General features: G+C 64.6%; 24 protein-coding genes. 12 read left to right on the top strand and 12 right to left on the bottom strand.

Annotated features, from left to right (window positions below):
- Positions 1 to 134 precede the first annotated feature (134 nt).
- Both mutL and AC1DYO_RS09830 read left to right on the top strand, forming a co-directional pair.
- Complete coding sequence (gene mutL, locus AC1DYO_RS09835) at positions 135 to 1,988, top strand: DNA mismatch repair endonuclease MutL (RefSeq protein WP_477262653.1); 1,854 nt, start codon at positions 135 to 137, stop codon at positions 1,986 to 1,988.
- A 4-nt stretch (positions 1,989 to 1,992) separates the two neighbouring features.
- Positions 1,993 to 2,307, top strand: a complete 315-nt coding sequence (locus tag AC1DYO_RS09830; RefSeq protein WP_477262651.1) for a DUF1905 domain-containing protein — start codon at positions 1,993 to 1,995, stop codon at positions 2,305 to 2,307.
- 38 nt (positions 2,308 to 2,345) lie between these two features.
- Here the strand turns inward: AC1DYO_RS09830 and AC1DYO_RS09825 are convergent, their stop codons facing one another.
- Complete coding sequence (locus tag AC1DYO_RS09825; protein ID WP_477262649.1) at positions 2,346 to 3,101, bottom strand: hypothetical protein; 756 nt, start codon at positions 3,099 to 3,101, stop codon at positions 2,346 to 2,348.
- Positions 3,102 to 3,244: 143 nt separating this feature from the next.
- A complete protein-coding gene (locus tag AC1DYO_RS09820; protein ID WP_477262647.1) occupies positions 3,245 to 4,138 on the bottom strand; it encodes a DMT family transporter in 894 nt (297 codons plus the stop codon).
- A gap of 91 nt (positions 4,139 to 4,229) precedes the next feature.
- On the opposite strand from AC1DYO_RS09820, the gene AC1DYO_RS09815 reads away from it, so the two are divergent.
- Both AC1DYO_RS09815 and AC1DYO_RS09810 read left to right on the top strand, forming a co-directional pair.
- Positions 4,230 to 5,156 carry a LysR family transcriptional regulator gene (locus AC1DYO_RS09815; protein ID WP_477262645.1) on the top strand — a complete coding sequence of 309 codons (927 nt, stop codon included), beginning with the start codon at positions 4,230 to 4,232 and terminating at the stop codon, positions 5,154 to 5,156.
- Positions 5,157 to 5,199: 43 nt separating this feature from the next.
- Positions 5,200 to 5,799 carry a TMEM175 family protein gene (locus AC1DYO_RS09810; protein WP_477262643.1) on the top strand — a complete coding sequence of 200 codons (600 nt, stop codon included), beginning with the start codon at positions 5,200 to 5,202 and terminating at the stop codon, positions 5,797 to 5,799.
- 18 nt (positions 5,800 to 5,817) lie between these two features.
- On the opposite strand, the gene AC1DYO_RS09805 is transcribed toward AC1DYO_RS09810, so the two are convergent.
- The gene (locus AC1DYO_RS09805) at positions 5,818 to 6,420 is read right to left on the bottom strand and encodes a hypothetical protein (RefSeq protein ID WP_477262641.1); all 603 of its coding nucleotides are present in this window, start codon (positions 6,418 to 6,420) and stop codon (positions 5,818 to 5,820) included.
- A 114-nt stretch (positions 6,421 to 6,534) separates the two neighbouring features.
- On the opposite strand from AC1DYO_RS09805, the gene AC1DYO_RS09800 reads away from it, so the two are divergent.
- The gene (locus AC1DYO_RS09800) at positions 6,535 to 6,768 is read left to right on the top strand and encodes a DUF2093 domain-containing protein (RefSeq protein WP_477262640.1); all 234 of its coding nucleotides are present in this window, start codon (positions 6,535 to 6,537) and stop codon (positions 6,766 to 6,768) included.
- A 25-nt stretch (positions 6,769 to 6,793) separates the two neighbouring features.
- Here AC1DYO_RS09800 and lpxK read toward each other — a convergent pair whose 3' ends face one another.
- The 6 genes from lpxK to AC1DYO_RS09770 form a co-directional block, all read right to left on the bottom strand.
- On the bottom strand, positions 6,794 to 7,822 hold the full coding sequence (lpxK, locus tag AC1DYO_RS09795) for a tetraacyldisaccharide 4'-kinase (RefSeq protein WP_477262638.1): 1,029 nt from the start codon (positions 7,820 to 7,822) through the stop codon (positions 6,794 to 6,796).
- Between the two features lies 1 nt (position 7,823).
- A complete protein-coding gene (waaA, locus tag AC1DYO_RS09790) occupies positions 7,824 to 9,140 on the bottom strand; it encodes a lipid IV(A) 3-deoxy-D-manno-octulosonic acid transferase (protein WP_477262636.1) in 1,317 nt (438 codons plus the stop codon).
- The gene (locus tag AC1DYO_RS09785; protein ID WP_477262634.1) at positions 9,133 to 9,927 is read right to left on the bottom strand and encodes a lysophospholipid acyltransferase family protein; all 795 of its coding nucleotides are present in this window, start codon (positions 9,925 to 9,927) and stop codon (positions 9,133 to 9,135) included. The genes waaA and AC1DYO_RS09785 overlap by 8 nt, the downstream gene beginning before the upstream one ends.
- A 5-nt stretch (positions 9,928 to 9,932) precedes the next feature.
- Entirely contained in the window at positions 9,933 to 10,178 is a 246-nt protein-coding gene (locus AC1DYO_RS09780; protein ID WP_477262632.1) for a DUF4170 domain-containing protein, read from the bottom strand.
- A 68-nt stretch (positions 10,179 to 10,246) separates the two neighbouring features.
- Positions 10,247 to 11,047 carry a 3'(2'),5'-bisphosphate nucleotidase CysQ gene (locus tag AC1DYO_RS09775; RefSeq protein ID WP_477262630.1) on the bottom strand — a complete coding sequence of 267 codons (801 nt, stop codon included), beginning with the start codon at positions 11,045 to 11,047 and terminating at the stop codon, positions 10,247 to 10,249.
- Positions 11,034 to 12,377 carry a TldD/PmbA family protein gene (locus AC1DYO_RS09770; RefSeq protein WP_477262628.1) on the bottom strand — a complete coding sequence of 448 codons (1,344 nt, stop codon included), beginning with the start codon at positions 12,375 to 12,377 and terminating at the stop codon, positions 11,034 to 11,036. Before AC1DYO_RS09770 ends, AC1DYO_RS09775 begins: the two co-directional genes overlap by 14 nt.
- Before the next feature lie 442 nt (positions 12,378 to 12,819).
- On the opposite strand from AC1DYO_RS09770, the gene AC1DYO_RS09765 reads away from it, so the two are divergent.
- The 7 genes from AC1DYO_RS09765 to AC1DYO_RS09735 are packed head-to-tail and all read left to right on the top strand — an operon-like array spanning position 12,820 to position 20,593.
- Complete coding sequence (locus AC1DYO_RS09765) at positions 12,820 to 14,421, top strand: ABC transporter substrate-binding protein (protein WP_477262911.1); 1,602 nt, start codon at positions 12,820 to 12,822, stop codon at positions 14,419 to 14,421.
- A 25-nt stretch (positions 14,422 to 14,446) separates the two neighbouring features.
- Positions 14,447 to 15,430, top strand: a complete 984-nt coding sequence (locus tag AC1DYO_RS09760; RefSeq protein WP_477262626.1) for an ABC transporter permease — start codon at positions 14,447 to 14,449, stop codon at positions 15,428 to 15,430.
- Positions 15,427 to 16,329: an ABC transporter permease gene (locus tag AC1DYO_RS09755; protein ID WP_477262624.1), complete on the top strand. Its 903-nt coding sequence runs from the start codon at positions 15,427 to 15,429 to the stop codon at positions 16,327 to 16,329. The genes AC1DYO_RS09760 and AC1DYO_RS09755 overlap by 4 nt, the downstream gene beginning before the upstream one ends.
- On the top strand, positions 16,326 to 17,132 hold the full coding sequence (locus AC1DYO_RS09750; RefSeq protein ID WP_477262622.1) for an ABC transporter ATP-binding protein: 807 nt from the start codon (positions 16,326 to 16,328) through the stop codon (positions 17,130 to 17,132). The genes AC1DYO_RS09755 and AC1DYO_RS09750 overlap by 4 nt, the downstream gene beginning before the upstream one ends.
- Positions 17,129 to 18,067 (top strand): ABC transporter ATP-binding protein, encoded by a 939-nt coding sequence (locus AC1DYO_RS09745; RefSeq protein ID WP_477262620.1) that lies wholly within the window; start codon positions 17,129 to 17,131, stop codon positions 18,065 to 18,067. Before AC1DYO_RS09750 ends, AC1DYO_RS09745 begins: the two co-directional genes overlap by 4 nt.
- Before the next feature lie 11 nt (positions 18,068 to 18,078).
- The gene (locus AC1DYO_RS09740) at positions 18,079 to 18,555 is read left to right on the top strand and encodes a GNAT family N-acetyltransferase (RefSeq protein ID WP_477262618.1); all 477 of its coding nucleotides are present in this window, start codon (positions 18,079 to 18,081) and stop codon (positions 18,553 to 18,555) included.
- A gap of 28 nt (positions 18,556 to 18,583) precedes the next feature.
- The gene (locus AC1DYO_RS09735) at positions 18,584 to 20,593 is read left to right on the top strand and encodes a beta-N-acetylhexosaminidase (protein ID WP_477262616.1); all 2,010 of its coding nucleotides are present in this window, start codon (positions 18,584 to 18,586) and stop codon (positions 20,591 to 20,593) included.
- A gap of 14 nt (positions 20,594 to 20,607) precedes the next feature.
- Here AC1DYO_RS09735 and AC1DYO_RS09730 read toward each other — a convergent pair whose 3' ends face one another.
- From AC1DYO_RS09730 to epmA, 3 genes are all read right to left on the bottom strand, one after another.
- Positions 20,608 to 21,108 (bottom strand): peptide deformylase, encoded by a 501-nt coding sequence (locus AC1DYO_RS09730; RefSeq protein ID WP_477262614.1) that lies wholly within the window; start codon positions 21,106 to 21,108, stop codon positions 20,608 to 20,610.
- 6 nt (positions 21,109 to 21,114) lie between these two features.
- The gene (locus AC1DYO_RS09725) at positions 21,115 to 22,320 is read right to left on the bottom strand and encodes an ROK family transcriptional regulator (RefSeq protein WP_477262612.1); all 1,206 of its coding nucleotides are present in this window, start codon (positions 22,318 to 22,320) and stop codon (positions 21,115 to 21,117) included.
- Positions 22,321 to 22,519: 199 nt separating this feature from the next.
- Complete coding sequence (epmA, locus tag AC1DYO_RS09720) at positions 22,520 to 23,560, bottom strand: EF-P lysine aminoacylase EpmA (RefSeq protein WP_477262610.1); 1,041 nt, start codon at positions 23,558 to 23,560, stop codon at positions 22,520 to 22,522.
- Positions 23,561 to 23,578 lie beyond the last annotated feature (18 nt).

The raw sequence follows: 23,578 nt of genomic DNA, 5'->3' as shown, positions 1-23,578 counted from the left end.
CGGCGGTGAAGCTGCCAATCTCCCCCCTCGTGGGGGAGATGTCCGGCAGGACAGAGGGGGGCGCGAAGGATTGCGGCGAACAACATTAATTGCACCCCTCGCCCGCCACCTACGAATCCGCCTATAGTACCGCCATGCCCATTCGCCAGCTTTCCGAAACGATGATCAACCAGATCGCCGCCGGCGAAGTCATCGAGCGTCCGGCGAGCGTGGTGAAGGAACTGGTCGAGAACGCGCTCGATGCCGGCGCCACGCGCGTCGAGGTCGTCACCGCCGGCGGCGGACTGAACCTGATCCGCGTCACCGATGACGGCTCGGGCATTCCCGAACCGGAGCTGGCGCTGGCGATTGCACGCCACTGCACGTCCAAGCTTGCCGACAACATTCACCACATCCGCTCGCTCGGTTTTCGCGGCGAAGCACTGCCGTCGATCGGCTCGGTGTCGCGGCTGTCGATCCGCTCGCGCACGGCTGCCGGCGACAGTGCGGCCGAAATCGGCATCGAAGGTGGCCGGGTTTCAGCCGTCAAGCCGGCGGCCGCCAATCGCGGCACCACGGTCGAGGTGCGCGACCTGTTCTTCGCCACGCCGGCAAGGCTGAAATTCATGAAGGGTGAGCGCGCGGAAAGCTCGGCCACCAGCGATGTCGTCAAACGCATCGCCATCGCCTTTCCCGCCGTACGCTTCACGCTGGCCGGCTCCGACCGCTCGACGCTGGAGCTGCCGGCAACCGACGACAGCGCGGAAGGCAGCCTGCGCCGCGTCGCGCAAGTGATGGGCGCCGAGTTTCCCGACAATTCCATTGCCATCGATGCCAGCCGCGACGGCGTGCACTTGACCGGCCACGTCTCGATCCCGTCCTTCACCCGCGCCAATGCGCTGCAGCAATATGCCTATGTCAACGGCCGCCCGGTGCGCGACAAGCTGATCGCCGGCGCCATCCGCGGCGCCTTCGCCGACGTGTTGCCGCGCGACCGGCATGCGGTGACCGTTCTGTTCCTGACGCTCGATCCGGCAACCGTCGACGTCAACGTCCACCCGGCCAAGGCCGATGTGCGCTTCCGCGACCCAGGCCTGGTGCGCGGGCTGATCGTCGGCGCCATCCGCGAAGCGCTGGCCAATGCCGGCATCCGCGCCGCCACATCAGGGGCGGCCGGCATGATGGCCGCGTTCCGGCCGGGTGCCGCCTCCTATGCCCATGCCGGCCCGGCCAATGGTCATCGCAGCTACGACGCGGCCTATCGTGCTTCCGGCTTTGCCGGTTTCGACCGTTCGCCGCAGCGGCCGCTGGATATGGGCTTTGACGGCGCCGGCTTCCGTGAAGACGAGCAGGCAGCGTTTGATGCCGGCCCGCTCGCCAGCGCTGACGCGCGTGCCGGCTCAGCCGAACCGGCCGAGACGCTGCTTGGCACCGCACTGGGCGCTGCCCGCGCGCAGGTGCACGAGAACTATATCGTGGCGCAAACCCGGGATTCGCTTGTCATCGTCGACCAGCACGCGGCGCATGAGCGGCTGGTCTACGAAGCGCTGAAGAATGCGCTGCATTCACGCGCGGTGCCCTCGCAGATGCTGCTGTTGCCGGAGATCGTCGACCTGCCGGAAGAGGATGCCGAGCGGCTGGCCCTGCATTCCGAGACACTGGCCCGCTTCGGACTCGGCATCGAGCGCTTCGGCCCCGGTGCAGTGGCCGTTCGCGAGACGCCGTCGATGCTGGGCGAGACCAATGTCCAGCAGCTGGTGCGTGATCTCGCCGACGAGATCGCCGACAACGACACGGTCGAGACGCTGAAGGAACGACTGGACAAGATTGCCGCCACCATGGCCTGCCACGGTTCGGTACGCTCCGGCCGCCTGCTCAAACCCGAGGAGATGAACGCGCTGCTGCGCCAGATGGAGGCAACGCCGGGGTCCGGCACCTGCAACCACGGCCGCCCGACCTATATCGAGCTCAAGCTCGCCGATATCGAACGGCTGTTCGGGCGGCGATAAGTCTGTGAGCGGCGAGTCGACGGTCCAGTTCCGGTTCGAAGCCGAAGTGATCCACTGGGGGGGTCCGTCGCCATACTTCTTCGCGCCAATCCCCGAGCCGTATGGCGAAGAGATCAAAAAGGTCGCGAAGTTCGCGACCTATGGCTGGGGGGTGATACCTGTCGAGGCGACCATTGACGGCGTCATGTTCGGCACATCGCTGCTTCCCAAGCATGGAAGCTATCTTTTGCCGCTGAAGGACGACGTGCGGCGCAAATGCAATCTAACGGCAGGCGATTTGATTTCCGCGTCTATCGCGATACACCTTCGCGGGCGATAACGACGCGGCCCGTGGCGATTGTGTTGATAGGCGTCGCTTCACTTCCTCAGGCGATACTTCTTGGTCTTGCGGTCAAAGACATAGTCCTCCTCATACCCGGCGCGGCCATCGTAGAAATTCACGGATATGATGTCCTTGCCCCGTTCTGTCTGCTTCTGCACATTCCAGTAGATGGGTGTCATCAGCATGCCCGCATTGCAGAGGTCGCCCCCGAATTTGATGGTCTGTACGACCTTCTGCCGTTTCTTGTTGATGATCTGCATCTTTGTCATGCAGATTCCGTCGCCGGTTTTTGCGTAGATTCCGGCAAACCTGTCGGTGGCCGTCTGCGCCCAGAAAGGAATCTCGACGGTTCCTTCGACCTTCCCCTCCCCGGTGTCGTCCAGGCCCGCTACCTTCCTGAGACTGACCGGAAATTTGTCCGCGCCCTTGCTCCAGCTGCCCGTCAGGCTTCCCTCACCGAGCTCGAGAGAAAACGGGCATCCGGTGGTGTCGACAGGGGTTTTAGAGCCCATGACGATGACCCGCTCGAACTCCTTGTCATCGGCAATCTCGCAAAGCGCGAGGCTGGTACCACTGGCTTTGCCGTAAAGCGCGATCGGACTTTGCTTGGCGTCGTAGAAGAAGCTGCCCTGGACAGTGAGGCCGCTGCCGAAACTGTAGGTCTGCAGGGAGAGATGGACGGGGTTGGGACCGATGGACCCTTCGTAGTTTTCCACGTGATACCAACCCGCACCGGCTTTGCCGCTTAGCAGCAGCAAGCAAAATACGGCCGATACGAACTGCCTGACCATCCCGACCCCCCGGTGAATTTCAACGCACCATAGCCACCCGGTTGGGTCCTGTCTGCACCGCAGCAGCGGTCGGCCATTTCGTGCGCTGAGAAATACCGGTGCGGCTCTCACTATGATTCGGGAAAGGCGTCCAACGCTTTGATCTAACGCTTCAAATTCACAACGATGACGCCGCTGAGCGCCAGCGCGCCGCCGAGAATGCCGAGCAGCGTCGGCACTTCGCCCAGCCAGAAGAAGCCGATCAGGGCCGACATGGGCGAGACCAGATAGAGGAAGTTCGAAGCGCGCGCCGCCGGGAGACGCGACAGAGCGGTTGCCCAGGCGGCATAGGCGATCAGGCTGGGCACGATGCCGAGAAAGATCACCGCGCCGAGACCGGCTGCGTTGGCGACCGCTGCCTGCRCAAAGCCGCTTGGCAGAAAGGGTGCCAGGCAAAGCGCGCCGAGGATCATGTTCGAGGCCGAGATGGTCAGCGGGTGATGGCGGGCAAAGAGCGGCTTCTGGACGATGGTATTGACAGCCGAGCACAGCGCGGAGCCAAGAACCAGCAGCGCGCCGGCGTTGAAGTGCAGACCATTTCCGTCGGCCACCGCGATGATGCCGATGCCAGCGAAAGAAATCGCCGTGCCAAACCAGGCCCAGCCTGAGAAGCGCTCGCCGAGCAATGCCATTGCCATGATGGCGGTAAAGATCGGGCTGACATTGATGATGAAACCGGCGGCGCCTGCCGACACCGTCAGTTCGCCGAAATTGAGCATGACGGTGTAGAGTGCAACGAAGATGGCGCCGCCAAAGACGAGGCGCCACACTTCGTCGAGCCGCGGCAGCGCCGGGCGCTTGACGGCAAGAAAGATCGCCGCCGGCACTGCAGCTATGGCAAAGCGCAGCGCACCAAGTTCCAGCGGCCCGAAGGCGGCGAGGCCGGCACGGATCGCGGGAAAGGCCGAGGCCCACCCGACCACCGTCAACGCCACGGCGATGGCTGCTGTGGTGTCCATCCGCTGTGTCGGATTCGACGTGCTGGTCGTTGCGCTCATCTCATTGTCCTCGGATTTCCTCGTGTTGAAAGGCAGAAAGCGCCTTTTCGGCACCGTTGACAAACGATCAAATCGAGGATCACCTGTGACTATGGATCACAGCTCAGACACAATGGTGCCGCTCGAGACATTGCGCGCGTTCGATGCGGCGGCGCGCACCGGGAGCTTTTCGGCCGCGGCCGAGAAGCTCAACATCACCCATGGCGCCGTCAGCCGGCAGATCGCCAAGCTGGAGGACTGGCTGGGTCTGAAAGTATTCGACCGCGGCGCGCGCGGCGTCTCGCTGACCATCGAGGGCAACCGCCTGCATCTGCGCACGGCGGAAGCTTTTGCGCTGATCTCCACCCATTCCGACCGCTGGGTCGAGCCGCGCGGCACAGCCGTGGTGCGGCTGACCTCGATCCCCTCGGTCAGCGGACTGTGGTTGATGCCGCGCATGGCGGCGCTGGAGAACAATCCCAGCAAGCTGCGCATCGTACTCGACGTCGATATCCGCCAGGCGGACCTTGCCGATGAAGGCATCGACCTGTCGATCCGTTGCGGTCGCGGCGGCATTCCGGGCCGCATCTCGGTGAAGCTTTTCGAGGAACATGTCTTCCCGGTCGCTTCGCAAAGCCTTGCCCGCGAAATCGGCCGTGGCGACCCTGCCCGGCTGCTCAAATTTCCGCTGATCAACGATTCCGATGCATCCGGCTGGCGTGCCTGGTTTGCAGCGCAAGGCATGGATTATCGCCCGCGCCCGCAGGACCGCCGCTTCGAGGACTACAATCTGGTGCTCGATGCCGCCGCCTATGGGCTCGGCATCGCGCTGGCACGGCCGCCATTGAGCGGGCAACAGCTTGATACGGGCCGCATCGTTGCCGTCGATGAGCGCACCGCACTCAACCCGGTGTCATACTGGCTCGACCGGCCGCTGGGGCGGCCGCGCACGGCTGCCGCCGACCTTTCCCGCCGCATCGCAATTGAAGCAGGGCTGGCAATGGAAAAGATGGAAGCCTTCCTCGAAGCCGAGCGCTAGGGGCGGCGATCCATCGTGAGGGACAGCAGATAGCGAGGAAGACATGCCCCTGCCCCGTAAGGCAACTCTCGAGCGGCTGAACGCCTTCTCCGATGGCGTCTTCGCTGTCTTGATCACCGTGCTGGTGCTGGAGTTGCGGCCGCCCGAGCTGCCGACCTTCAAGGCGCTGCTGGAGTTGTGGCCGACATGGCTGAGCTATGCCGTGAGTTACCTGTTCATCGCCATCGTCTGGGCCAACCACCACTATCTCATGCGCTATGCCGAAGAGACCACGCACCGCCTGTTGTGGTTCAATTTCGCGCATCTGTTCTCGATGTCGCTGCTGCCGCTGTCCACCGCCTGGATGGCGACCAGCGAATTGGCGCCCGAACCCGTGGCGTTTTATGCGGCCGTCTTCTTCATCGTCAACGCGACCTATACCGGCCTGATCTGGGAGCTTATCGATCGAACCGACGAGGTTTCGTCGCGCGTGAGCCGGATCATGCGGCTGAGGTCGCTCATCACCTTGTGCCTGTTCGGTGTGGCGGCAGTCGTCGCGCTGAAATATCCGCTTGTYGGCCTTGGCATCTGTTCCTGCTGCCTGATCGTCTATCTGAGGCCCGATCTGCCGGAAGCGACAAAGCAAAAATCGCCGGCGGCCTGAGCCCAGCCGACCCTGTGCTCAGCGAAGCAGCAGCAGGACGAAGCCAACGATCGCGACGGCCAGAAACCCGGCGGCCAGCGACATCAGGCCGACGCGCATCTGTTGCCGGTTTTTGGGCTGGGCCGCGTCATGCGGCCGAGACGTTGCCTGCCCTCGTTTTGCCGCCGCATCGGCGACAGAGGCGCGGCGTTGCGGCGAAGTCTCGGGGACGAGAAAGGCAAGCCATGGCAGGCCTGCGGGTTTTGCAGCGGCGCCATCGTCGGCCCTTGCCAACGGCGCAGGCAGACCGCGCTGTGCGTCATCGTTTGCCGGCGTGGCCGCCACGGCCCGTGTCGGCCGCCCCGCATCGTCTGGCGCCTCGGCGCCCGGTTCGGCAATTGCCAGATAGGCCTGCAGGACCTCAGTGGATCCTGTCTGCTGCGCCTTAGCGGAGGTGGCGGACAATTGTGCCTGCAGCGCCGGCACCGCTGCAGGCTGGACAGCCGGGCCGGATGGCGGCGGCGGCTGCGCCAGCGCCTTGATCAGTGCTGCTTTCGCCGGGTCGGCCTTTGCCGGCGGCACTGCCGCCAATACCATGGCTTCGCGCAGCAGGGCGGTCAGGCGGGCGGATGAAACGTCCATGCCGGTCCCATAAGAATGGTTTGCGGCGCGACAATAGCGCCTCAGCATTGCGTCAAGCTTGACCTTGCCGGCAATTTATGGCGATGAAATCAGCATGAAGTCAGGCACCACCCCATGATGAACCGTTTCGAGGGCCCTGGCGGCAAGGAAGCCCGGATCCGCTATCTCGACGGCGATTTCCAGGTCACCAGCCCCGGCGCATTCGTGCGCTGCTCGGTGACCGGCGAGAGCATTCCGCTGGACGAGCTCAAATACTGGAGCGTCGCCAGGCAGGAACCCTATGTCAGCGCCGCCGCCTCGCTGCGCCGCGAGATCGAAACGCATCCGGAGCTGCGCAGCCGGCGCTAGGGCCGGCCCTCCTGCCGAGCCGAACTCAGCCCCGCAGCCTGCGCTGGCGCCAGGCATCCAGTGTCTCGTCGATGATGCGCTCCGGCACGTTGTCGAGCTCGAACAAGGCGTCGATCTCCAGCACGTCGAGTTGGCCAAGGAATTCGGCCGAGGCTGCGCCATGGCGCAGCCGGGCGGCGTCCTTGGCGGTGGTGACGAGGCCCAGTCCCTCGCGGCGCGCGGTCGCCGCCAGTTCGGCAAGTTCATCAGGGGCATAGAAGTGATGGTCAGGAAACGACCGCGTCAGCGCCACCTCCGCGCCGGCGCCGCGCAGCGTGTCAAAGAATTTTTCGGGATGACCGATGCCGGCAAAGGCCAGGAAACGCCGGCCGGCGAAGCGTTCCTTGGCACCGGGTTCGGCACGCGCCTCGAAGATCGGCCGGCCGGCGCGCGCCGCCTGGCGCACGACCTGGTCGGCGGCGGTGCCCTCGCCCATCTTCAACAGCCCGTCGGTGAAGACCAGCTGGTCGACGACGTTGGCTCTGAGCGGCCCGCCCGGAATGACACGGCCATTGCCGATACCGTAGCGGGCGTCGACGACCACCAGCGCATAATCGATATGGATGCGCGCGCTCTGAAAACCGTCATCCATGATCAGGAAATCGCAGCCATGGGCTTCCATGAGCAGTTTGGCGCCGGCGGCGCGGTTGGGACTTACCGCGACAGGCGCATGTTCGGCCAAAAGCAGCGGCTCGTCGCCGACATGCTTGGCGGCGTCGTGATTGATATCGACGACATGCGGCTGCGCGAACGAGCCGCCATGGCCGCGCGACAGGAAGCCGGGATTGAGTTGCATGCGCCTGGCCTGCTTTGCCAGAGCGATGGCGACCGGCGTCTTGCCGCTGCCGCCGACGGTGAAATTGCCGACGCAAAGCACTGGCGCGTCGATCTTTTCTCGCGGCGCGTGGCGCATGCGGCGGCCGGCGACCATGCTATAGACTGCCGACAGCGGCGACAGCGCAAAGACCCGCCAGTCCGGCGCTTCCCACCAGAAAGGTGGTGCTTCGGAGGCCACTCTATCGCCCGTCGGCGCCCTTCAGGCGCGATTTGACGATCAGCGGCTGGATGTAAGGCTCGAGCGACTTCAGCGTGTGCGCCAGCGCACCGCGCATCTGGTCAACGGTGGCGGCACCGGCCGCCATCATCTCATGGCGGGCGACTTCATTGCTCAACAGGAAATTGACGGCGCCGGCCAGCATGTCGCGGTCGCGCACCAGCTTGGCGCCGCCACTGTCGAGCAGGCGCTGATAGGCTTCGCGGAAGTTCTGGACGTTGCGGCCGGCCAGCACCGCGGTGTCGAGCATGGCCGGCTCCAGCGGGTTCTGGCCGCCTTCCGAGGTCAGCGAGCGGCCGACAAAGGCGATTTCCGTCAGCCGGAGATAAAGCCCCATCTCGCCGATCGTGTCGCCGAGCAGGATATCGGTGTCGGCGGTGATCCTGTCGCCCTTGCTACGCCGCGCCAGCTTCAGGCCCATGCCGGAAATCTGTGCGGCCAGCGCCTCGGCGCGGTCGGGATGGCGCGGGACGATGATCGTCAGCAGGCCATGGTGGCGTTTGTAGAGCGTGGCGTGGACCTCGGCGGCGACCACCTCTTCGCCGTCATGGGTCGAGATCGCCGCCCATGTCGGGCGGCCGGCGATCTGGCGCTTCAGCGTCGCCAACGCCCTCTCGTCAACCGGCGGCGGCAAGGTGTCGACCTTGAGGTTGCCCGATACGGTGACCGGACGGGCGCCAAGCGCGCGAAAACGCTCGCCGTCGACATCCGACTGGGCAACGACATGGGCCAAGTTCTCGAACAGCGCCTCGGCGATGTTGGCGCGCTTCTTCCAGGACTTGAACGAACGGTCTGACAGCCGGCCATTGACCAGCACCTGCGGCACGCGGCGGGCGCCGAGTTCGAGGATGGTCATCGGCCAAATCTCGGATTCGGCGATGATGGCCAGGTCCGGCCGCCAGTGGTCGAGGAAGCGGCTGACCGCCGGCTTGAGGTCGAGCGGCACATATTGGTGGATGATGCGGTCGCCGAGCCGCTCGTCGGCGACCTGCGCCGAGGTCACCGTTCCGGTCGTCAGCACGATGTTGACGCCGTAGTCGAGGATGCTTTGCACCAGCGGCACGACCGCAATGGTCTCGCCGACGCTTGCCGCATGGATCCAGATCACCGGCCCTTCAGGCCGTGGTCGCCCGGCGACACCGTAGCGCTCGCGGCTGCGGCTGCGGTCTTCCTTGCCCTGCGACGTCCGCCAGGCGACGTAAGGCCCGATCAGCGGATAGGCGGCCGCGCCAGCGAAGCGGTACGCCGTCAGGAAGGCGCGCGCCCAGCGCTCACTCATGGATGCCGTCCACGAGGCGATAGGCCTCAGCGGTTGCGGCATTGAGCGCAGTCGTGACTTCCTGGCGCTTGCGCTCCATTTCAGACTCATCGGCATCCGCCGCCACGAAGATCGGCGTGCCGATGGTAACAGCGGAACGGCCGAATGGCAGGTTGATGGTGGTTTTGTCCCAGCTCTTTTCGAGCACCTTGCGGCGGCTGGTGGCGATAGCGACCGGCAGGAGCGGCCGACCCGAGAGGCGCGCCAGGAGAACGATACCAAGCCCCGCGTCGCGCGGCGTACCATGGGGAATGTCTGCGATCATGGCAACGTTCTTGCCGGCGACGAGCGACTTTTTAAGGGCGATGAGCGCCTTGGCGCCGCCCTTGTCGAGATGCTTCGTGCTTTCACGCCCGCCCGAACCGCGCACGGCCTCGATGCCAAACTTCTCCAGCATCAGCGCATTGAGCTCTGCATCGGCGCTGCGCGACACCATGGCGACCAGCGGCTTGCGCTTGGGATAATAGGCCGGCGTCAGCAGGTGCTGGCCGTGCCAAAGCGCGATGATACCGGGTTCGAACTCCGAATAGCCACCGGCCGAAAAGCGTGCCGATCCGGTGACCAGCGGGCTGGTCATACGAACCAGCCGCACGTACTGGGCGAGCAGACTGGCAATGGCGTTTTTGACGAATCGTGACTGCGCAAGCGGTTCGCGAATCTTGCGCCAGAAAGCCTTGGTCGTACGACTGCGGCCCCTACCCGTGGGCGCGGCTTCATTCGCTGGCCCTTTCGCCAGATCATGATCCATCGAAGTCAACCGACCGCCTTATTTTCGGGGTCGAGCAGCCGGTGCAGATGAACGACGAAATAGCGCATATGGGCATTGTCCACGCTGGCTTGCGCCTTGGCTTTCCACGCGGTGTGCGCGGTTTGGTAATCCGGATAGACGCCGACAATGTCGAGCGCGTCGAGATCGCGGAAGTCGGTGCCGCCCAGCTTCTTCAGCTCGCCGCCGAACACCAGGTGCAAAAGCTGTTTCTTTCCGTCTTCCGCGGCCATTTCGGTCCTTCACATATTGTGAGTTTGTGACAGGTCTAGACCAAAGCCGACGACTTTGGAACCGTCGATCACGCTTCCGTACCGGCAATGACGCCGGCAAGCACGGTGAGCAACTCGCCGCTGCCGGCGACCAAGGCTCCGTGACGGATGACCTCGCCTGCATAAAGCGGCGCGCGGCCATGCCCGTCGAGCACGGCGCCGCCGGCTTCACGCAGGATGAGATCGGCTGCGGCAATGTCCCAGTCATGGGCGTTGGGCTTGACGAAGGTGGCGTCGAGCGTGCCGTTGGCGACCATCGCCAGCCGGTAGGCGAGCGATGGAATATGCGCCGCGCGCTGCACCCTGCCCTGCCATTCCGCCGGCATCCGGTCGATCAGTTGCTTCAGCCCGCCGATTTCGACCGTCTCGCCCAAGCGGCGCACGGCAATCGGCTTGCCGTTGCGGAATGCGCCCTGGCCGGGCAGCGCCCAATAGGTTTCGTCCTTGGCCGGACATTCGAGCACGCCGGCGAGCGTGCGGCCGTCCTCGACCACGGCGACGCTGACGCACCAGGAGCGCAGGCCTTCGAGGAAGCCGCGGGTGCCGTCGATGGGATCGACGACAAAGGTGCGCCGCGCCAGAAGCCGCGCCGGATCATCGGTGGTTTCCTCCGACAGCCAGCCATAATCCGGCCGTGCCGCAAGCAGGGTTTCGCGCAGATAGGCGTCGGCTGCATGGTCGGCTTCGCTGACCGGCGAGGTGCCGCCCTTCATCCACACTTGCGGGTTTTTGCCGAAATAGCGCATGGCGATCGCGCCCGCCTCGCGGGCGGCGTCGCGCAAAAGCTCGAGGTCTTCTGCAGCTGATATGACCGGGTCACGCGCCGGCAAGGGTCATTCCTTCGATCAGCAGCGTCGGTGCGGCGGTGCCGAAATTGCGGTCGAGGTCGCTCGCCGGCACCATGTTGAGGAACATCGTCTTCAGATTGGAGGCGATGGTCACCTCGGCCACCGGATAGGCAAGCTCGCCATTGTCGATCCAGAAGCCGGACGCGCCGCGGCTGTATTCGCCGGTCACCATGTCGACGCCCTGGCCGAACACTTCGGTGACATAAAAGCCTGATTTCAGCGACTTGATAAGGTCTTCCGGCGTCTTGTCGCCCGGCTCGATGGCGAGATTGGTCGAAGACGGCGACACCGAGGAGCCGCTGCGCGCACCGCGTCCATTGGTGGTCAGCCCCAACTCCCGCGCCGCGGACGTCGACAGGAACCAGTGCTTCAGCACACCGTTTTCGACCATCAGGAGCTTTTCGCCTTCGACACCTTCGCCGTCGAAGGGACGCGAGGCCTGGCCGCGACGCCGGAGCGGCTCGTCGGTGACGGTTATGTCAGCCGACGCAACCTGCTTACCCATCATCTCGCGCAAAAAGCTGGTCTTGCGCGCCACCGAAGCGCCGTTGATGGCGCCGGCGAGATGGCCGGCAATGCCGCGCGCAACGCGCGGGTCGAACACCACGTTGACCGGACCGGTCGCCGCCTTGCGGGCGCCGAGGCGGCGCACCGCGCGTTCGCCGGCCTTGCGGCCGATCAGCTCCGGCGCGTCGAGATCGGAAAAATGCTGGTGCGAGGAATATTCGTAGTCGCGCTCCATGCCGGTGCCCTCACCGGCAATGACGCTGGCCGAGCGCGAAAAACGCGAGGCGACATAGTGGCCGACAAAGCCGTTCGACGTCGCGAGCACCAGTCCGCCGAGGCCTGCGCTGGCGCCGCTGCCGGCTGAATTGGTGACGCCCTTGACTGCAAGGGCTGCTTCTTCGGCGGCCAAAGCCGCTTCCTTCAATTGATCGGCCGAGACCTCGGTGGCGTCAAACAGATCGAGGTCGCGCACCTTGCCGACCAGCAAAGCCGGATCGGCAAGACCTTGATAGGGATCCTCGGGCGAGACTTTGGCCATCGCCACGGCCCGCTCGGCCAGTGCCTTGGGGTCCGACGCCGCTGTCGCCGATACGCTCGCCACCCTTTTGCCGACAAAGACGCGCAGCGAGACATCGTCGCCTTCGGAGGATTCGGTGTTCTCGACCTTGCCGAGCCGCACCGACACACCGGTCGAGCGGCCGCGCACGGCAACCGCATCGGCAGCGTCGGCGCCGGCCCGTTTGGCAGCCTCGACCAGAGCCGCGACGCGGTCAGTCAGTTTCGCTGCCTCTGATGTATTCGTCATGCGCATGGTCCTGGCTTCAAGCCGCGCCGGGCGGTCGCGACTGCTGCACCATCTATTGTCCCGCTGCGGCTTGTGCAATGGCGCACCGGCAATTGCGACGCTGCGGCATAGCGCCCGAGCAGAACGCAAAAGCCCATCGCGGCGCCGCGCTCGCGACCCGAGCCAAGGCGGTGGTGGATGGCAAGCCGACTGCGCGGAGGCAAGGCTCCGAACTTTCTCGAAACAGCAGCCCTTTCCACAGAACGCAGGGTTGACGCCCGCTTTCGCGTACGATTAAATCAATTTGATTTATATCATAGACCAATCTGCTCAGGGAGGAGAAAAGATGCTCGGTCGCGTTCAATCATTCAACCAGTTGAAATCCGGGCGCGGGCGCTTCAGCCGTCGCCGATTTTTAGCCTTGGGCGGCGTGGCTCTTGCGTCAGTTGCCCTCCCCTCTGGGATGAAGCCGGCAGCCGCCGAATCCATACTCGCCATGCATATCGAGGAGCAGACGAGCTGGGTGCAGAACTTCAATCCGTTCGATCTTGGCGGCCGCCGCCAGAGCACGATGGATTTCGTCTACGAGCCGCTGATCATCTTCAACGACTATGACAGCGGCAAGCCGATCTTCCGGCTGGCGACGGGCTACAAATTCTCCGACGACCTGAAGACGATCACCTACACGCTGCGCGACGGTGTCAAATGGTCGGACGGCCAGCCGCTGACCTCGGCCGATATGAAATACACGCTCGACCTGATGCTGAAGAACCCGGCGGTCGACACTGTCGGCGTCGGCAGCAGCGTCGCCTCGGTCGAAGCGCCTTCGCCGACGGAAGTAAAGATCACGCTGAAAGATGTCGACACCCACTTCCCCGAATCGATGGCCGACTTCCCTGTCGTGCCGGAGCATATCTGGAAGGACATCGCCGATCCGCTCACCTTCAAGAACGAGAAGCCGATCGGCTCGGGCCCGATGACCGAGGTTCGCCGCTTCACGCCGCAGGTTTATGAGCAGTGCCGCAACCCCAACTACTGGGATGCAGCTGACCTTCATGTCGACTGCCTGAAGCTGCCGCAGATTTCCGGCAACGACCAGATGCTGGCGCTGCTGCCGGAAGGCTCTATGGACTGGATCGGCTCGTTCCTGCCCGAGATCGACAAGACCTATGTCGCGCTCGAGAAGGACCACAATGGCTACTGGCAGCCGCCGGCAGAAACCATCGCCTTCCAGGTGAACTTCAAGACCGCCAATCCAGGGCTCGCCGAAGCTTTCGCTGACATCAATTTCCGCCACGCCTTCAGCCTGGCCATGGACCGCACGGCGATGGTCGACATTGCCGGATTTGGCTATCCGGTGGTCAATCTGCACGCCAGCGGCCTGCCGCCGCGGTTCGACGCCTGGCGCAACAAGGCTGCCGAAGGCGACAAGGACGTGTGGATGACCTACGACGTCGACAAGGCCAACAAGGTGCTTGACGACGCCGGGTACAAGAAGGGCGCCGACGGCATGCGCACCACGCCGAAGGGCCAGCCGATCGCCTTCTCGATCATCGTTCCCAATGGCTGGACCGACTGGATCGACGCCGTGCAGATCGCCACCGAAGGCCTGCGCAAGATCGGGATCAATGCTTCCGTCGCGACGCCCGAATATGAGCAGTGGCAAAAGCAGATCCTTGACGGCTCGTTCGATGCCGTCATGAACTCCCGCGCCGACGGACCGACGCCGTTCCGCGGCTACTACCAGTCGCTGTCGACAACCTTTGGCGGCCGCATCACCAGCGCGCCGTCGCGTTACTCGAACCCCGAACTCGACAAGGTGTTCGACGATTATCGCAAGGCAACGACGGACGAGGAGCGCAAGAAGCTGTTCGACCAGGTGCAGGTGATCATTGCCGACGCCTTCCCTGTCGTGCCGGTGTTCAACGGCCCGACCTGGTACCAGTATTCGACCAAGCGCTTCACCGGCTGGGTGACCAAGGACGAACCGGTGATGAACCCGGAGGACCACGACAACAACCGCATGCGGTTGATGCATCTGCTGCGCCTGAAGCCCGTTCAGTAACTCAGGCCAGACAGGACAAGTTGCGATGCGGATTCCCCTGCGGCGTCTCGGCGTCTACTTCGTCGCCTTTCTGTTTGCCATCGTGGTGAACTTCACCCTTCCCAGGCTGATGCCTGGGAGCCCGGTGGATGCGATGATCGCGCGCCTTGGGCAGCGTGCAACGCCGGCGGCGATCGAAGCGATCAAGGCTCGCTTCGGCGCCGTCGAGCAGCCGGTGCTGCTGCAGTTCGTCGACTATCTGAAGGGGCTCGCCACCTTCGATCTCGGCGTGTCGGTAAAATACTATCCGCAGACGGTCACGCAGGTGCTGGCGAGATCCGCCGGCTGGACGGCGCTGCTGGTTACCTGCGCCATCATCTTTTCCCTCTGCGTCGGTGTCTCCCTCGGCGCAGTGGCAGCCTGGCGGCGGGGCGGACGTTTCGATGCGTTCGTCTCGCCGTTTTCTGTCGTCCTCAAAGCCATTCCGCCCGTCATCTTCGCCCTCGCGGCGCTGTTCACCTTCGGCGTGGCGCTGCGCTGGTTTCCGGTCGGCTATGCCTACAACCCAGACCTCGATCCCGGCCTCAATTTCACCTTCCTCGGCAGCGTGTTCTGGCACGCCGTCCTGCCGGTGCTGACACTGTCGCCTCTGATGATCGGCGAGTTCCAGACAACGATGCGCTCCTCGATGATCTCGGTGCTCGGCGAGGACTATGTCACCATGGGCCGCGCCAAGGGCCTGTCGGAGACGGCGGTGATGTTCTCCTACGCTGCGCGCAACGCCATGCTGCCGGTGCTGACCAATCTGGCGCTGATGCTGGGCGCGGTGTTCGGCGGCTCGATCGTCACCGAGATCGTGTTCAACTATCCCGGCCTCGGCCTGACATTGTTTACGGCGAGCGTGGCGCGCGACTATCCGGTCATCCAGGGCCAGCTTCTGTTGATGACATTGGCAACGCTTGGGGCCAATCTCTTGGTCGACATCATCTACGGCGTGGTCGACCCGCGCGTCAGCGAGGAGCGGGCATGAGGTTCGGGCTGCAACTCCTGCTCCGGCAAAAGAAGGCGGTTGCCGGCTTCTTCATCGTCGCCGCGCTCTGCCTGATGGCGCTGGCAGCCCCCATCCTGGCGCCGAACGATCCCGGCGCGCGCGTCGGCCGCTCGCATCAGCCGCCGACGGTCGAGCATTATTTCGGCACCACCAAGATGGGCCGCGATGTCTACAGCCAATTCGTCTGGGGCGCTCGCTCCTCGCTTGCTGTCGGCTTCGCCACAGGCCTGACCATTACGGCACTTGGCACGGTGATCGGCCTCATCGCCGGCTATTTCGGCGGCCGCATCGACGCGACGCTCGATCTTGCCACCAATGCGGTGCTGGTCATCCCCAACATCCCATTGCTCATTCTGCTGGCGTCCTTTGCCGGGACTGTCGGGCCGCTCACCATCATGACGATCATCACGCTGACCTCCTGGCCATGGGGCGCACGCATGACGCGGGCGCAGATGATGGGGCTGCGCAACCGTGAATTCGTCACCGCCGCACGCATGGTCGGTGAGCCTTCATGGCGCATCATCTTCGTCGAGATCCTGCCCAATCTGGTGCCGCTGATCGGCATCAACATCGTCGGCTCGATCATCTATGCGATCGTGGCGCAGACCACGCTCGAGTATCTTGGCTTTGGCGATCCGCTCAACGTTACCTGGGGCACCATGCTGTACAACGCGCAGAACTCGTCGGCGATCATCGTCGGCGCCTGGTGGGACATCGGCGCGCCGGCCCTCGGCATCGCGCTCGTCGGGCTCGGGTTGGCCTTGCTCAATTTCACTTTCGACGAGATCGCCAACCCGCAACTGCGTTCAGGCCCGGCGCTGTCGCGCTGGCTGCGCCTGACCCGTCAGCGCAAGCGCGAACTGGAGGCGGCACGGTGAGCGGACCCCTGCTGCAAGTCCGCGACCTCAGCGTCGACTATCTGCTCGACAAGGGCGCCTTCCGCGCGGTGAAGAACGTGTCGTTCGACATTGGCCGCGGCGAGCTGTTTGGGCTCGCCGGCGAATCCGGCTGCGGCAAGAGCACCATCGCCTACGCCATCACAAGGCTGGCCAAGTCGCCGGCCTGGGTGGCGGGTGGCGAGATCCTGCTCGACGGCCAGAATCTGCTCAAACTCACCGAAGCGGCGCTGCAGAAGGTGCGTTGGAGCCGCATCGGCATGGTGTTCCAGAGCGCGATGAATTCGCTCAATCCGCTGATGCGGGTCGAAGACCAGTTCCACGACGTGCTGCGCCGGCACAACGGCTTCAGCCGCGCGCAGTCGCGGGCGCGCGCCGAGGCGATGTTCAAGCTGGTCGGCATTGCGGCGAACAGGCTGCGCGACTATCCGCACCAGTTCAGCGGCGGCATGCGCCAGCGCATCGTCATTGCCATTTGCCTGGCGCTGGAGCCGGAACTGATCATCATGGACGAGCCGACGACGGCGCTCGATGTGGTGGTGCAGCGTGAAATCCTCGAACAGGTGATCGACCTGCAGCGCAGCCACGGCTTTTCCGTGCTGTTCATCACCCACGACCTGCATCTGATGTCACAACTGTGCAACCGTATCGGGGTGATGCTGAAAGGCGAATTGGTGGAAGTCGGCGACGTGCAGCAGGTCAGCCATGCGCCGAAACATGAGTATACGCGCAAGCTGTGGGGTGCGATCCCGCAACTGCCGGCGCGGGCGCGCGAGGCCGTATGAACGCGCTCCCTTCCTCGCTCTCGGCAGTGGTCAACGCCGAACCCATTATCGCCCTGGAAGCGATCGAGCGCAGCTTCGGCATCGTGCAGGCGCTGCGCGGCATCACGCTGTCGCTGCGGCCTGGCCGGGCCTTGGCTCTGGTCGGCGAATCCGGCTGCGGCAAGACCACCTGCGCCCGCATCATCGCCCGCATGGACCATCCGACATCAGGCACGCTTTCCTTCCGCGGCCGCGATGCGACCAGGCCCGGCACCGCTGCCGAAGAACGCGCCTACCGCCGCGCCGTGCAGATGGTGTTCCAGGACCCGTTCGCCTCGCTCAATCCGGTGTTCACCGTGCATCACCATTTGGCGCGGCCGCTGGCGCTGCATGGCCATGCCAAGGGCAAGGCGGCATTGACCAAGGGCGTGTCGGAACTGCTTGCCGGCGTCGGCCTCGATCCCGAGCTGACGGCGCATAAATTCCCGCATGAGCTGTCCGGTGGGCAGCGCCAGCGCGTCAACATCGCCAGGGCGCTCGCGGTGCAGCCGGAAGTGCTGGTCGCCGACGAGCCGACCTCGATGCTCGACGTCTCGATCCGGCTCGGCATCCTCGACCTGCTGGCGCGCATCAAACGCGAGAAGAGCCTGGCCATGCTCTACATCACGCACGATATCGCCACGGCCGCCCATGTCGCGGAGGACGTCATCGTGATGTTCGCGGGACAGATGGTCGAATGGGGCGCGACGAATGCCGTCATCGGCGATCCGCGCCACCCCTATACGCAGCTTCTGCTGTCCGCCGTGCCCGACCCCGACCGTCCCTTTGTGCCCGGCGACAGCGCGCGCTTCCTTGGCCATGCCGAAGAGGTAAGGCGACGCTCGCGCCCGACATCCACAGTCGTGTACCAGGTCGGCCCCGACCACTTCGTGCGCGCGCTCGGCGCGGCTTCTTAACGGACATCGCAATGGATTATCTGGTCAATCTTTCCGTGCTTGCAGCCGACCCCGCCCTCGACGCGCGTGTGGCCAAGGCCGGCGTCACTATCCGACGCGCGGTCGCGCCGGAATACGAACTGGTCACAGACTGGGTGCGGCGGAAGTTCAGTCCCGGCTGGGCCGGCGAGACGGCGGTTTCCATGATGCGCCAGCCGCCGACCTGTTTTCTGGCCACCAGGGCCGAAAGACTGGTCGGCTTTGCCTGCCATGAATCGATCGCCCGCGGCTTCTTCGGCCCGACCGGCGTCGACGAAGCTGCGCGCGGCCAGGGCATCGGCCATGCTCTGCTGCTGGCCTCGCTGCTCGACCTCAAGACGATGGGTTACGCCTACGCCATCATCGGCGATGTCGGCCCGTCCGAATTCTACGAACGCACCGTCGGCGCGACGCAAATCCCCAATTCGGAGCCCGGCGTCTATGCCGGCCTACTGAAGTCGGCCGACTGATCTTTTCACGCTTACCTATGAGATTGCCATGACCGAGAAACTTGCCCTGCGGCTGGAGAGTTTTTGGACGCCCGCATCGGACGGCCAGGCGCTGGCCTATTCGCTGAAACTCACCAACGCCTCAAGTCGGCCTCTGCGGGATTTCCGGCTCTGCATCAGCGGCCCGGCGCGGATCGACCCCGCGGCCGCTGTCGAAGGCGCCACGCTGGTCGAACGGCTGTCCAACCATGCCGAATTCGCGCCGCCCGCCGGCTTCGTGGTTGAACCTGGAGCCACATGGACATTGACGGCGCGCGGCCTGAGTTACCCGCTGCGCCACTGGACGGATGGCGCCACCGGCGCCTACCTCGTGCTGGCCGATGGCAGCGTCCAGCGTCTTTCGGTCGAACCGACAAAGGCCAAAGGCGACAACGCGCCGCTGAAGCGTGGCGCGGAGCCCTATCCAGTGCCGGCCGTAACGCCCGTCACCATTTCTGTCATCCCCTGGCCGCGCCAGGTCGACGTGTCCGGCGCCCTGCCCGCACCAGCCGGCATCGACCCGAGGCCCGACGGCGAAGAGGCCAAGGCCGCGACGGCTGCCTTTGCCGAGCTCAGCGCCAAGCTATTCCCGGTCGAAGGCTTTGTGCGCCCGGCGGCGGAAGGCGGCTTCCCGGTCAATCTATCCCGCAAGGATGGATTCGAACCGGAGGCGTATGCGATCGATTTCGCAGTCGATGCGACAACGGTGTCGGCGTCCACGCGCACCGGATTTCTTTACGGGCTGATCACGCTCGGCCAGATCCTGCGCGGCGCCAGGCAGCATCCCGCCACCTTTGTCTTCCCCGCGCAGGGGCAAATCCGCGATGAGCCGTCAATGGGCTGGCGTGGCTGCCATCTCGATACGGCGCGCCAGTTCTACGCTTCGGCCGAGATCGAGCAATTCCTCGCCATCTTTGCCTGGAACAAGCTCAACCGCTTCCATTGGCATCTGTCCGACGACGAGGCCTGGCGGGTCGAGATTTCGGCCTATCCCGAGCTGACGACAATCGGCGCATGGCGCGGCCACGGCCTGCCGATCCCGTCGCTGCTCGGATCGGGTCCCGGCAAGACTGGCGGCTACTACACTAAGGCGGCGATCCGCGAGATCGTCGGGCTGGCCGGCCGGTTCGGCATCGAGGTGGTGCCGGAGATCGACGTGCCCGGCCACTGCTACGCCATGCTCAAGGCGCTGCCGCAGCTGCGCGATCCCGGCGAACATGGTGAGTATTTTTCTGTGCAAGGGTTCCCCAACAACTGCCTCAACCCGGCGCGCGAGGAAACTTATCAGGTGCTCGAAACGATCTTCGACGAGATGATCGAGCTGTTTCCGTTCAAGGCGATCCATGTCGGTGCCGACGAAGTGCCCATCGGCGCCTGGTCGGGCTCGCCGCAAGCGCTGCAACGGCTTGCCGAACTTGGTGGCGAGGCGCTGGCGCAGTCGCATGCCAAGCGGCTCGGCGTGGTCACCAATACGCATGGCGCCGACGAAATCGACGGCTCGGGTGCTGCCGTTCTGCAGGCCCAGTTCCTCAATCGAATCCAGACCTTCCTTGCTTCCCGCGGCTGCATCACCGGCGGCTGGGAAGAAGCCGCGCACGGCAATATCATCGACAAGACGAAAAGCTATCTCAATGGCTGGCGCAACGTCGAAGTCTCGGCAGCGCTTGCCGGCGAAGGTTATGACATCGTCGTCAATCCCGGGCAGGTCTATTACCTCGACATGGCCAACAGCCAGGAATGGTCGGAACCGGGTGCGGCCTGGGCCGGCTGGTCTTCGCCCGAGAAACTCTACGGCTTCGATCCCGTCGGAGGCTGGAGCGCGGCGCAGAAGAAACATTTCCTCGGCGTGCAGTGCTGCATCTGGTCGGAGCCAATGACCGACCGCGCCGTCTTCGACCGGCTGGTCTTTCCCAGGCTTTCGGCGCTTGCCGAGACCGGTTGGACAACACCGGAGCGAAAATCGTGGGAACGGTTCAGCGCGTTCGCCGGGTTGATGCCGGTTCTCTACGGGTTGTCCTAGCGTCGAACTTCAGCTCAGGACACCCGCATCAGTTTGTCGTAGCGTTTGGTCAGGCGGTCGCGCTTCAGCCGCGACAGCCTGTGCGTCCAGAACAGCCCGTCGAGTTGGTCGATCTCATGTTGGTGGCAGACCGCCAGCAGACCGTCGGCGTCCTCGAACCGCTCGTTGCCTTCCAGATCCTGATAGCGAACACGTATGCGTGCGTGTCGCTCAATCTCTTCGGTGACACCAGGCATCGAAACACTGCCCTCCTCATGGCGGGTCATTTCGGGCGAGGCCTGGATGACAGATGGATTGACATAGATGCCCGGCTTTGCGGCGGAAGGCAGCTGGATCACGACCACGCGCTTCAAAATGCCGATATGCGGGCCGGTGATGCCGATACCAGGCGCCGCATGCATGGTGTCGATGAGATCGCCTGCCAGGCTGGACAAGGCGCTATCGAACAGCTGTATCGGCTCCGCGACAGTGCGCAGAAGCGGATCGGGAAATCTTACAATCGATCGAACCGCCACAGGATTTCAGCCGAACGGCTTTTGCAGCACGTCGAACTGCGGGTTGGTTTCCGAGAAGATCGGCAGAGCGGCGGCGCCGAGGACGGACGTGTCCTTGCCGGCCGCACCCACCAGCACGCGCGGCGTGGTGCGGGCGCTGGTCGCGCTGACGGAGAGGTGAAGCGGCTCCAGCCGGCTGGCCAGTTCCTCGATCACCGGCAGCGGCATGAAGCCGCCGAGAACCACGGTTTCCGGGTCGAGCGCGAGTTCCAGCACATCGATCGCCTGGCGCAGCGGTTCGACGGCGTCGGAAATCCAGGCGTCAAGGCGGCTGTCGCCCTTGGCCAGCAATTCCTCGAGCAGTTCGGGCGAAGCATGGTCGGGGTCCGGCAAATCGAGCGCCTCGTAGGCGGCGCGCAGCGAGACGTAGCGCTCCAGGCAGCCGCGCTTGCCGCAGCCGCAGGCCAGGCCGCCCGGCCGCACGATGATGTGGCCGATTTCGCCGGCGTTGTGCCGGCTGCCCTTGTAGAGGTGGCCGTTGAGGAACAGCCCGGCGCCGAGGCCGGTGCCGATGAACAGATAGACGAAACTGTCGAGGTTTTTGGCGACACCGTAGAGACGTTCGCCGATGGCCGCGGCGGTGGCGTCGTTTTCGACGATGACCGGAATGCCCGTGAGCCGCTGCAACTCTTCGGCCACCGGAAAATCGTGCCAACCGGGCAGCGCGGTCGGGCCGACCGAGGTCAGGCCCTCGACGCCGAACGGGCCGGGCATGCTCATGCCGATGCCGAGCAGCCTTGTCCGGTCGAGGCGCGAGGTGGCGATCAGCTCGGCGGCAATCGTGGCAAGCAGCGGCATTGCCTCGGCAGGCGTCGGCCGGTCGACCGCCCTTTCGACGCGCGCTCGCATCGTGCCGGAGAGATCGGTGACGACGCCGACGGCAAGCTGATGGTCAAGCTGCAGGCCGATCGAATAGCCGCCATCGGGATTGATGGAATAAGGCACGGCCGGCTGACCGCGCGCGCCTTTCAGCGTGGCCTCCGGGCGCAGCAGTTCGGTGCGCTCAAGCTCCTCGACAATGTTGGAGATGGTCTGCGACGACAGCGCCGTCAGCCGTGCGATCGACGCCCGCGACAAGGCGCCGTTGGTGCGGATCGCCTCGATCACCACGCGCCTGTTGTGCGACTTGGCCTGTTCGAGATTGGTGCCGGAGATGGCTTTTCTGGATGTCATATGGCTTGTTACCGGGCTCCATAATCATAGAATACCACTTTAGAAAATCAAGTTGATTTAATTATATGGCTGCAAGATCGTACTTTGGTCCAAGCGCGCCAAATGCCGGCCTTCGGCAACATGCTGACGAGACGCAACCCGAGCGGCCGCGCATGGGCGCCCGGCCTTCAGATCGAACGAGAGCGGCGGTGCACGCCCCTCAGGCGACCGGCGTCCAGATCACGTCGTCGATCCGGGCTGCCCCCGTCGCCAGCATCACCAGCCGGTCGAAGCCGAGCGCCGAGCCGCTGGCCTGCGGCATGAGGGCAAGGGCGGCGAGAAAATCCTCGTCCAGCGGATAGCGCTCACCATAGACGCGCTCCTTCTCGTCCATCTCGGCGGCGAAGCGCCGGCGCTGCTCGGCCGCATCGGTGAGTTCGCCGAAGGCGTTGGCAAGCTCGACGCCGCAGCAATAGAGCTCGAAGCGTTCGGCAACGCGCGGGTCATCGGCGCTCGGTCGGGCAAGGGCTGCCTCCGAGATCGGATAGCCGTAGAGGATGGTGGCCCGCCCCTGCCCCAGCATCGGCTCGACCCTTTCGACCATCACGCGGCTGAACAGATCGGCCCAATTGTCATCCTCAGCCGTGCGCAGGCCGGCCCTGACCAGCGCTTGATGGAGAGCGTCACGGTCGGTGCTGCCATCCGAGGTTAGCGTGGCGAGAAGGTCGATGCCGGCGTGGCGCTGAAAAGCTTCCGCCACGCTCAAGCGTTCCGGCTCGGCGAACGGATCGGCCTCGCGGCCGCGAAAGCGAAAGGTTTTTGCGCCGGCCCGCTCGGCCGCCAGCTTGAGCAGCTCGGCGCAATCGGCCATCAGGCTCTCATAGGTTTCGCCGACCCGGTACCATTCGAGCATGGTGAATTCCGGATGGTGCAAAGGGCCGCGCTCGCGGTTGCGCCAGACGGCACCCAGGCTGAAGATGCGCCGTTCGCCAGCGGCGAGCAGCTTCTTGCAGGCGAATTCCGGCGAGGTGTGGAGATAAAGCGGCCGGCGTGCGCCGTCGGCGCCGATCGCCTCGGTGGCGAAAGCCGAAAGATGCGCCTCATTGCCGGGCGAGATCTGCAGGGCCGCCGTCTCGACCTCGATGAAATCGCGCGCGCCAAACCAATCGCGCATGGCGGCCGCGATGGCGTTGCGCGCCATCAGCCGCGGCCGGCGGTCGGCGTGAACGTGTGGCGTCCACCAGGGCGAAGCGTCGGTCATGGCTTTGCCGGGCAACGG

Source organism: Mesorhizobium sp. P2_F5, assembly GCF_056403715.1.
The sequence above is the reverse complement of the archived record's forward strand: the minus strand, read 5'-3'. Positions and strand labels throughout refer to the sequence as shown.

Coding starts and splice junctions, on each gene's coding strand:
- mutL (WP_477262653.1), top strand. CDS start 135: ATGCCCATTCGCCAGCTTTCCGAAACGATGATCAACCAGATCGCCGCC.
- AC1DYO_RS09825 (WP_477262649.1), bottom strand. CDS start 3,101: ATGGTCAGGCAGTTCGTATCGGCCGTATTTTGCTTGCTGCTGCTAAGC.
- AC1DYO_RS09815 (WP_477262645.1), top strand. CDS start 4,230: ATGGATCACAGCTCAGACACAATGGTGCCGCTCGAGACATTGCGCGCG.
- AC1DYO_RS09805 (WP_477262641.1), bottom strand. CDS start 6,420: ATGGACGTTTCATCCGCCCGCCTGACCGCCCTGCTGCGCGAAGCCATG.
- AC1DYO_RS09800 (WP_477262640.1), top strand. CDS start 6,535: ATGATGAACCGTTTCGAGGGCCCTGGCGGCAAGGAAGCCCGGATCCGC.
- waaA (WP_477262636.1), bottom strand. CDS start 9,140: ATGAGTGAGCGCTGGGCGCGCGCCTTCCTGACGGCGTACCGCTTCGCT.
- AC1DYO_RS09785 (WP_477262634.1), bottom strand. CDS start 9,927: ATGGATCATGATCTGGCGAAAGGGCCAGCGAATGAAGCCGCGCCCACG.
- AC1DYO_RS09780 (WP_477262632.1), bottom strand. CDS start 10,178: ATGGCCGCGGAAGACGGAAAGAAACAGCTTTTGCACCTGGTGTTCGGC.
- AC1DYO_RS09770 (WP_477262628.1), bottom strand. CDS start 12,377: ATGACGAATACATCAGAGGCAGCGAAACTGACTGACCGCGTCGCGGCT.
- AC1DYO_RS09765 (WP_477262911.1), top strand. CDS start 12,820: ATGAAGCCGGCAGCCGCCGAATCCATACTCGCCATGCATATCGAGGAG.
- AC1DYO_RS09760 (WP_477262626.1), top strand. CDS start 14,447: ATGCGGATTCCCCTGCGGCGTCTCGGCGTCTACTTCGTCGCCTTTCTG.
- AC1DYO_RS09755 (WP_477262624.1), top strand. CDS start 15,427: ATGAGGTTCGGGCTGCAACTCCTGCTCCGGCAAAAGAAGGCGGTTGCC.
- AC1DYO_RS09745 (WP_477262620.1), top strand. CDS start 17,129: ATGAACGCGCTCCCTTCCTCGCTCTCGGCAGTGGTCAACGCCGAACCC.
- AC1DYO_RS09740 (WP_477262618.1), top strand. CDS start 18,079: ATGGATTATCTGGTCAATCTTTCCGTGCTTGCAGCCGACCCCGCCCTC.
- AC1DYO_RS09735 (WP_477262616.1), top strand. CDS start 18,584: ATGACCGAGAAACTTGCCCTGCGGCTGGAGAGTTTTTGGACGCCCGCA.
- AC1DYO_RS09725 (WP_477262612.1), bottom strand. CDS start 22,320: ATGACATCCAGAAAAGCCATCTCCGGCACCAATCTCGAACAGGCCAAG.
- epmA (WP_477262610.1), bottom strand. CDS start 23,560: ATGACCGACGCTTCGCCCTGGTGGACGCCACACGTTCACGCCGACCGC.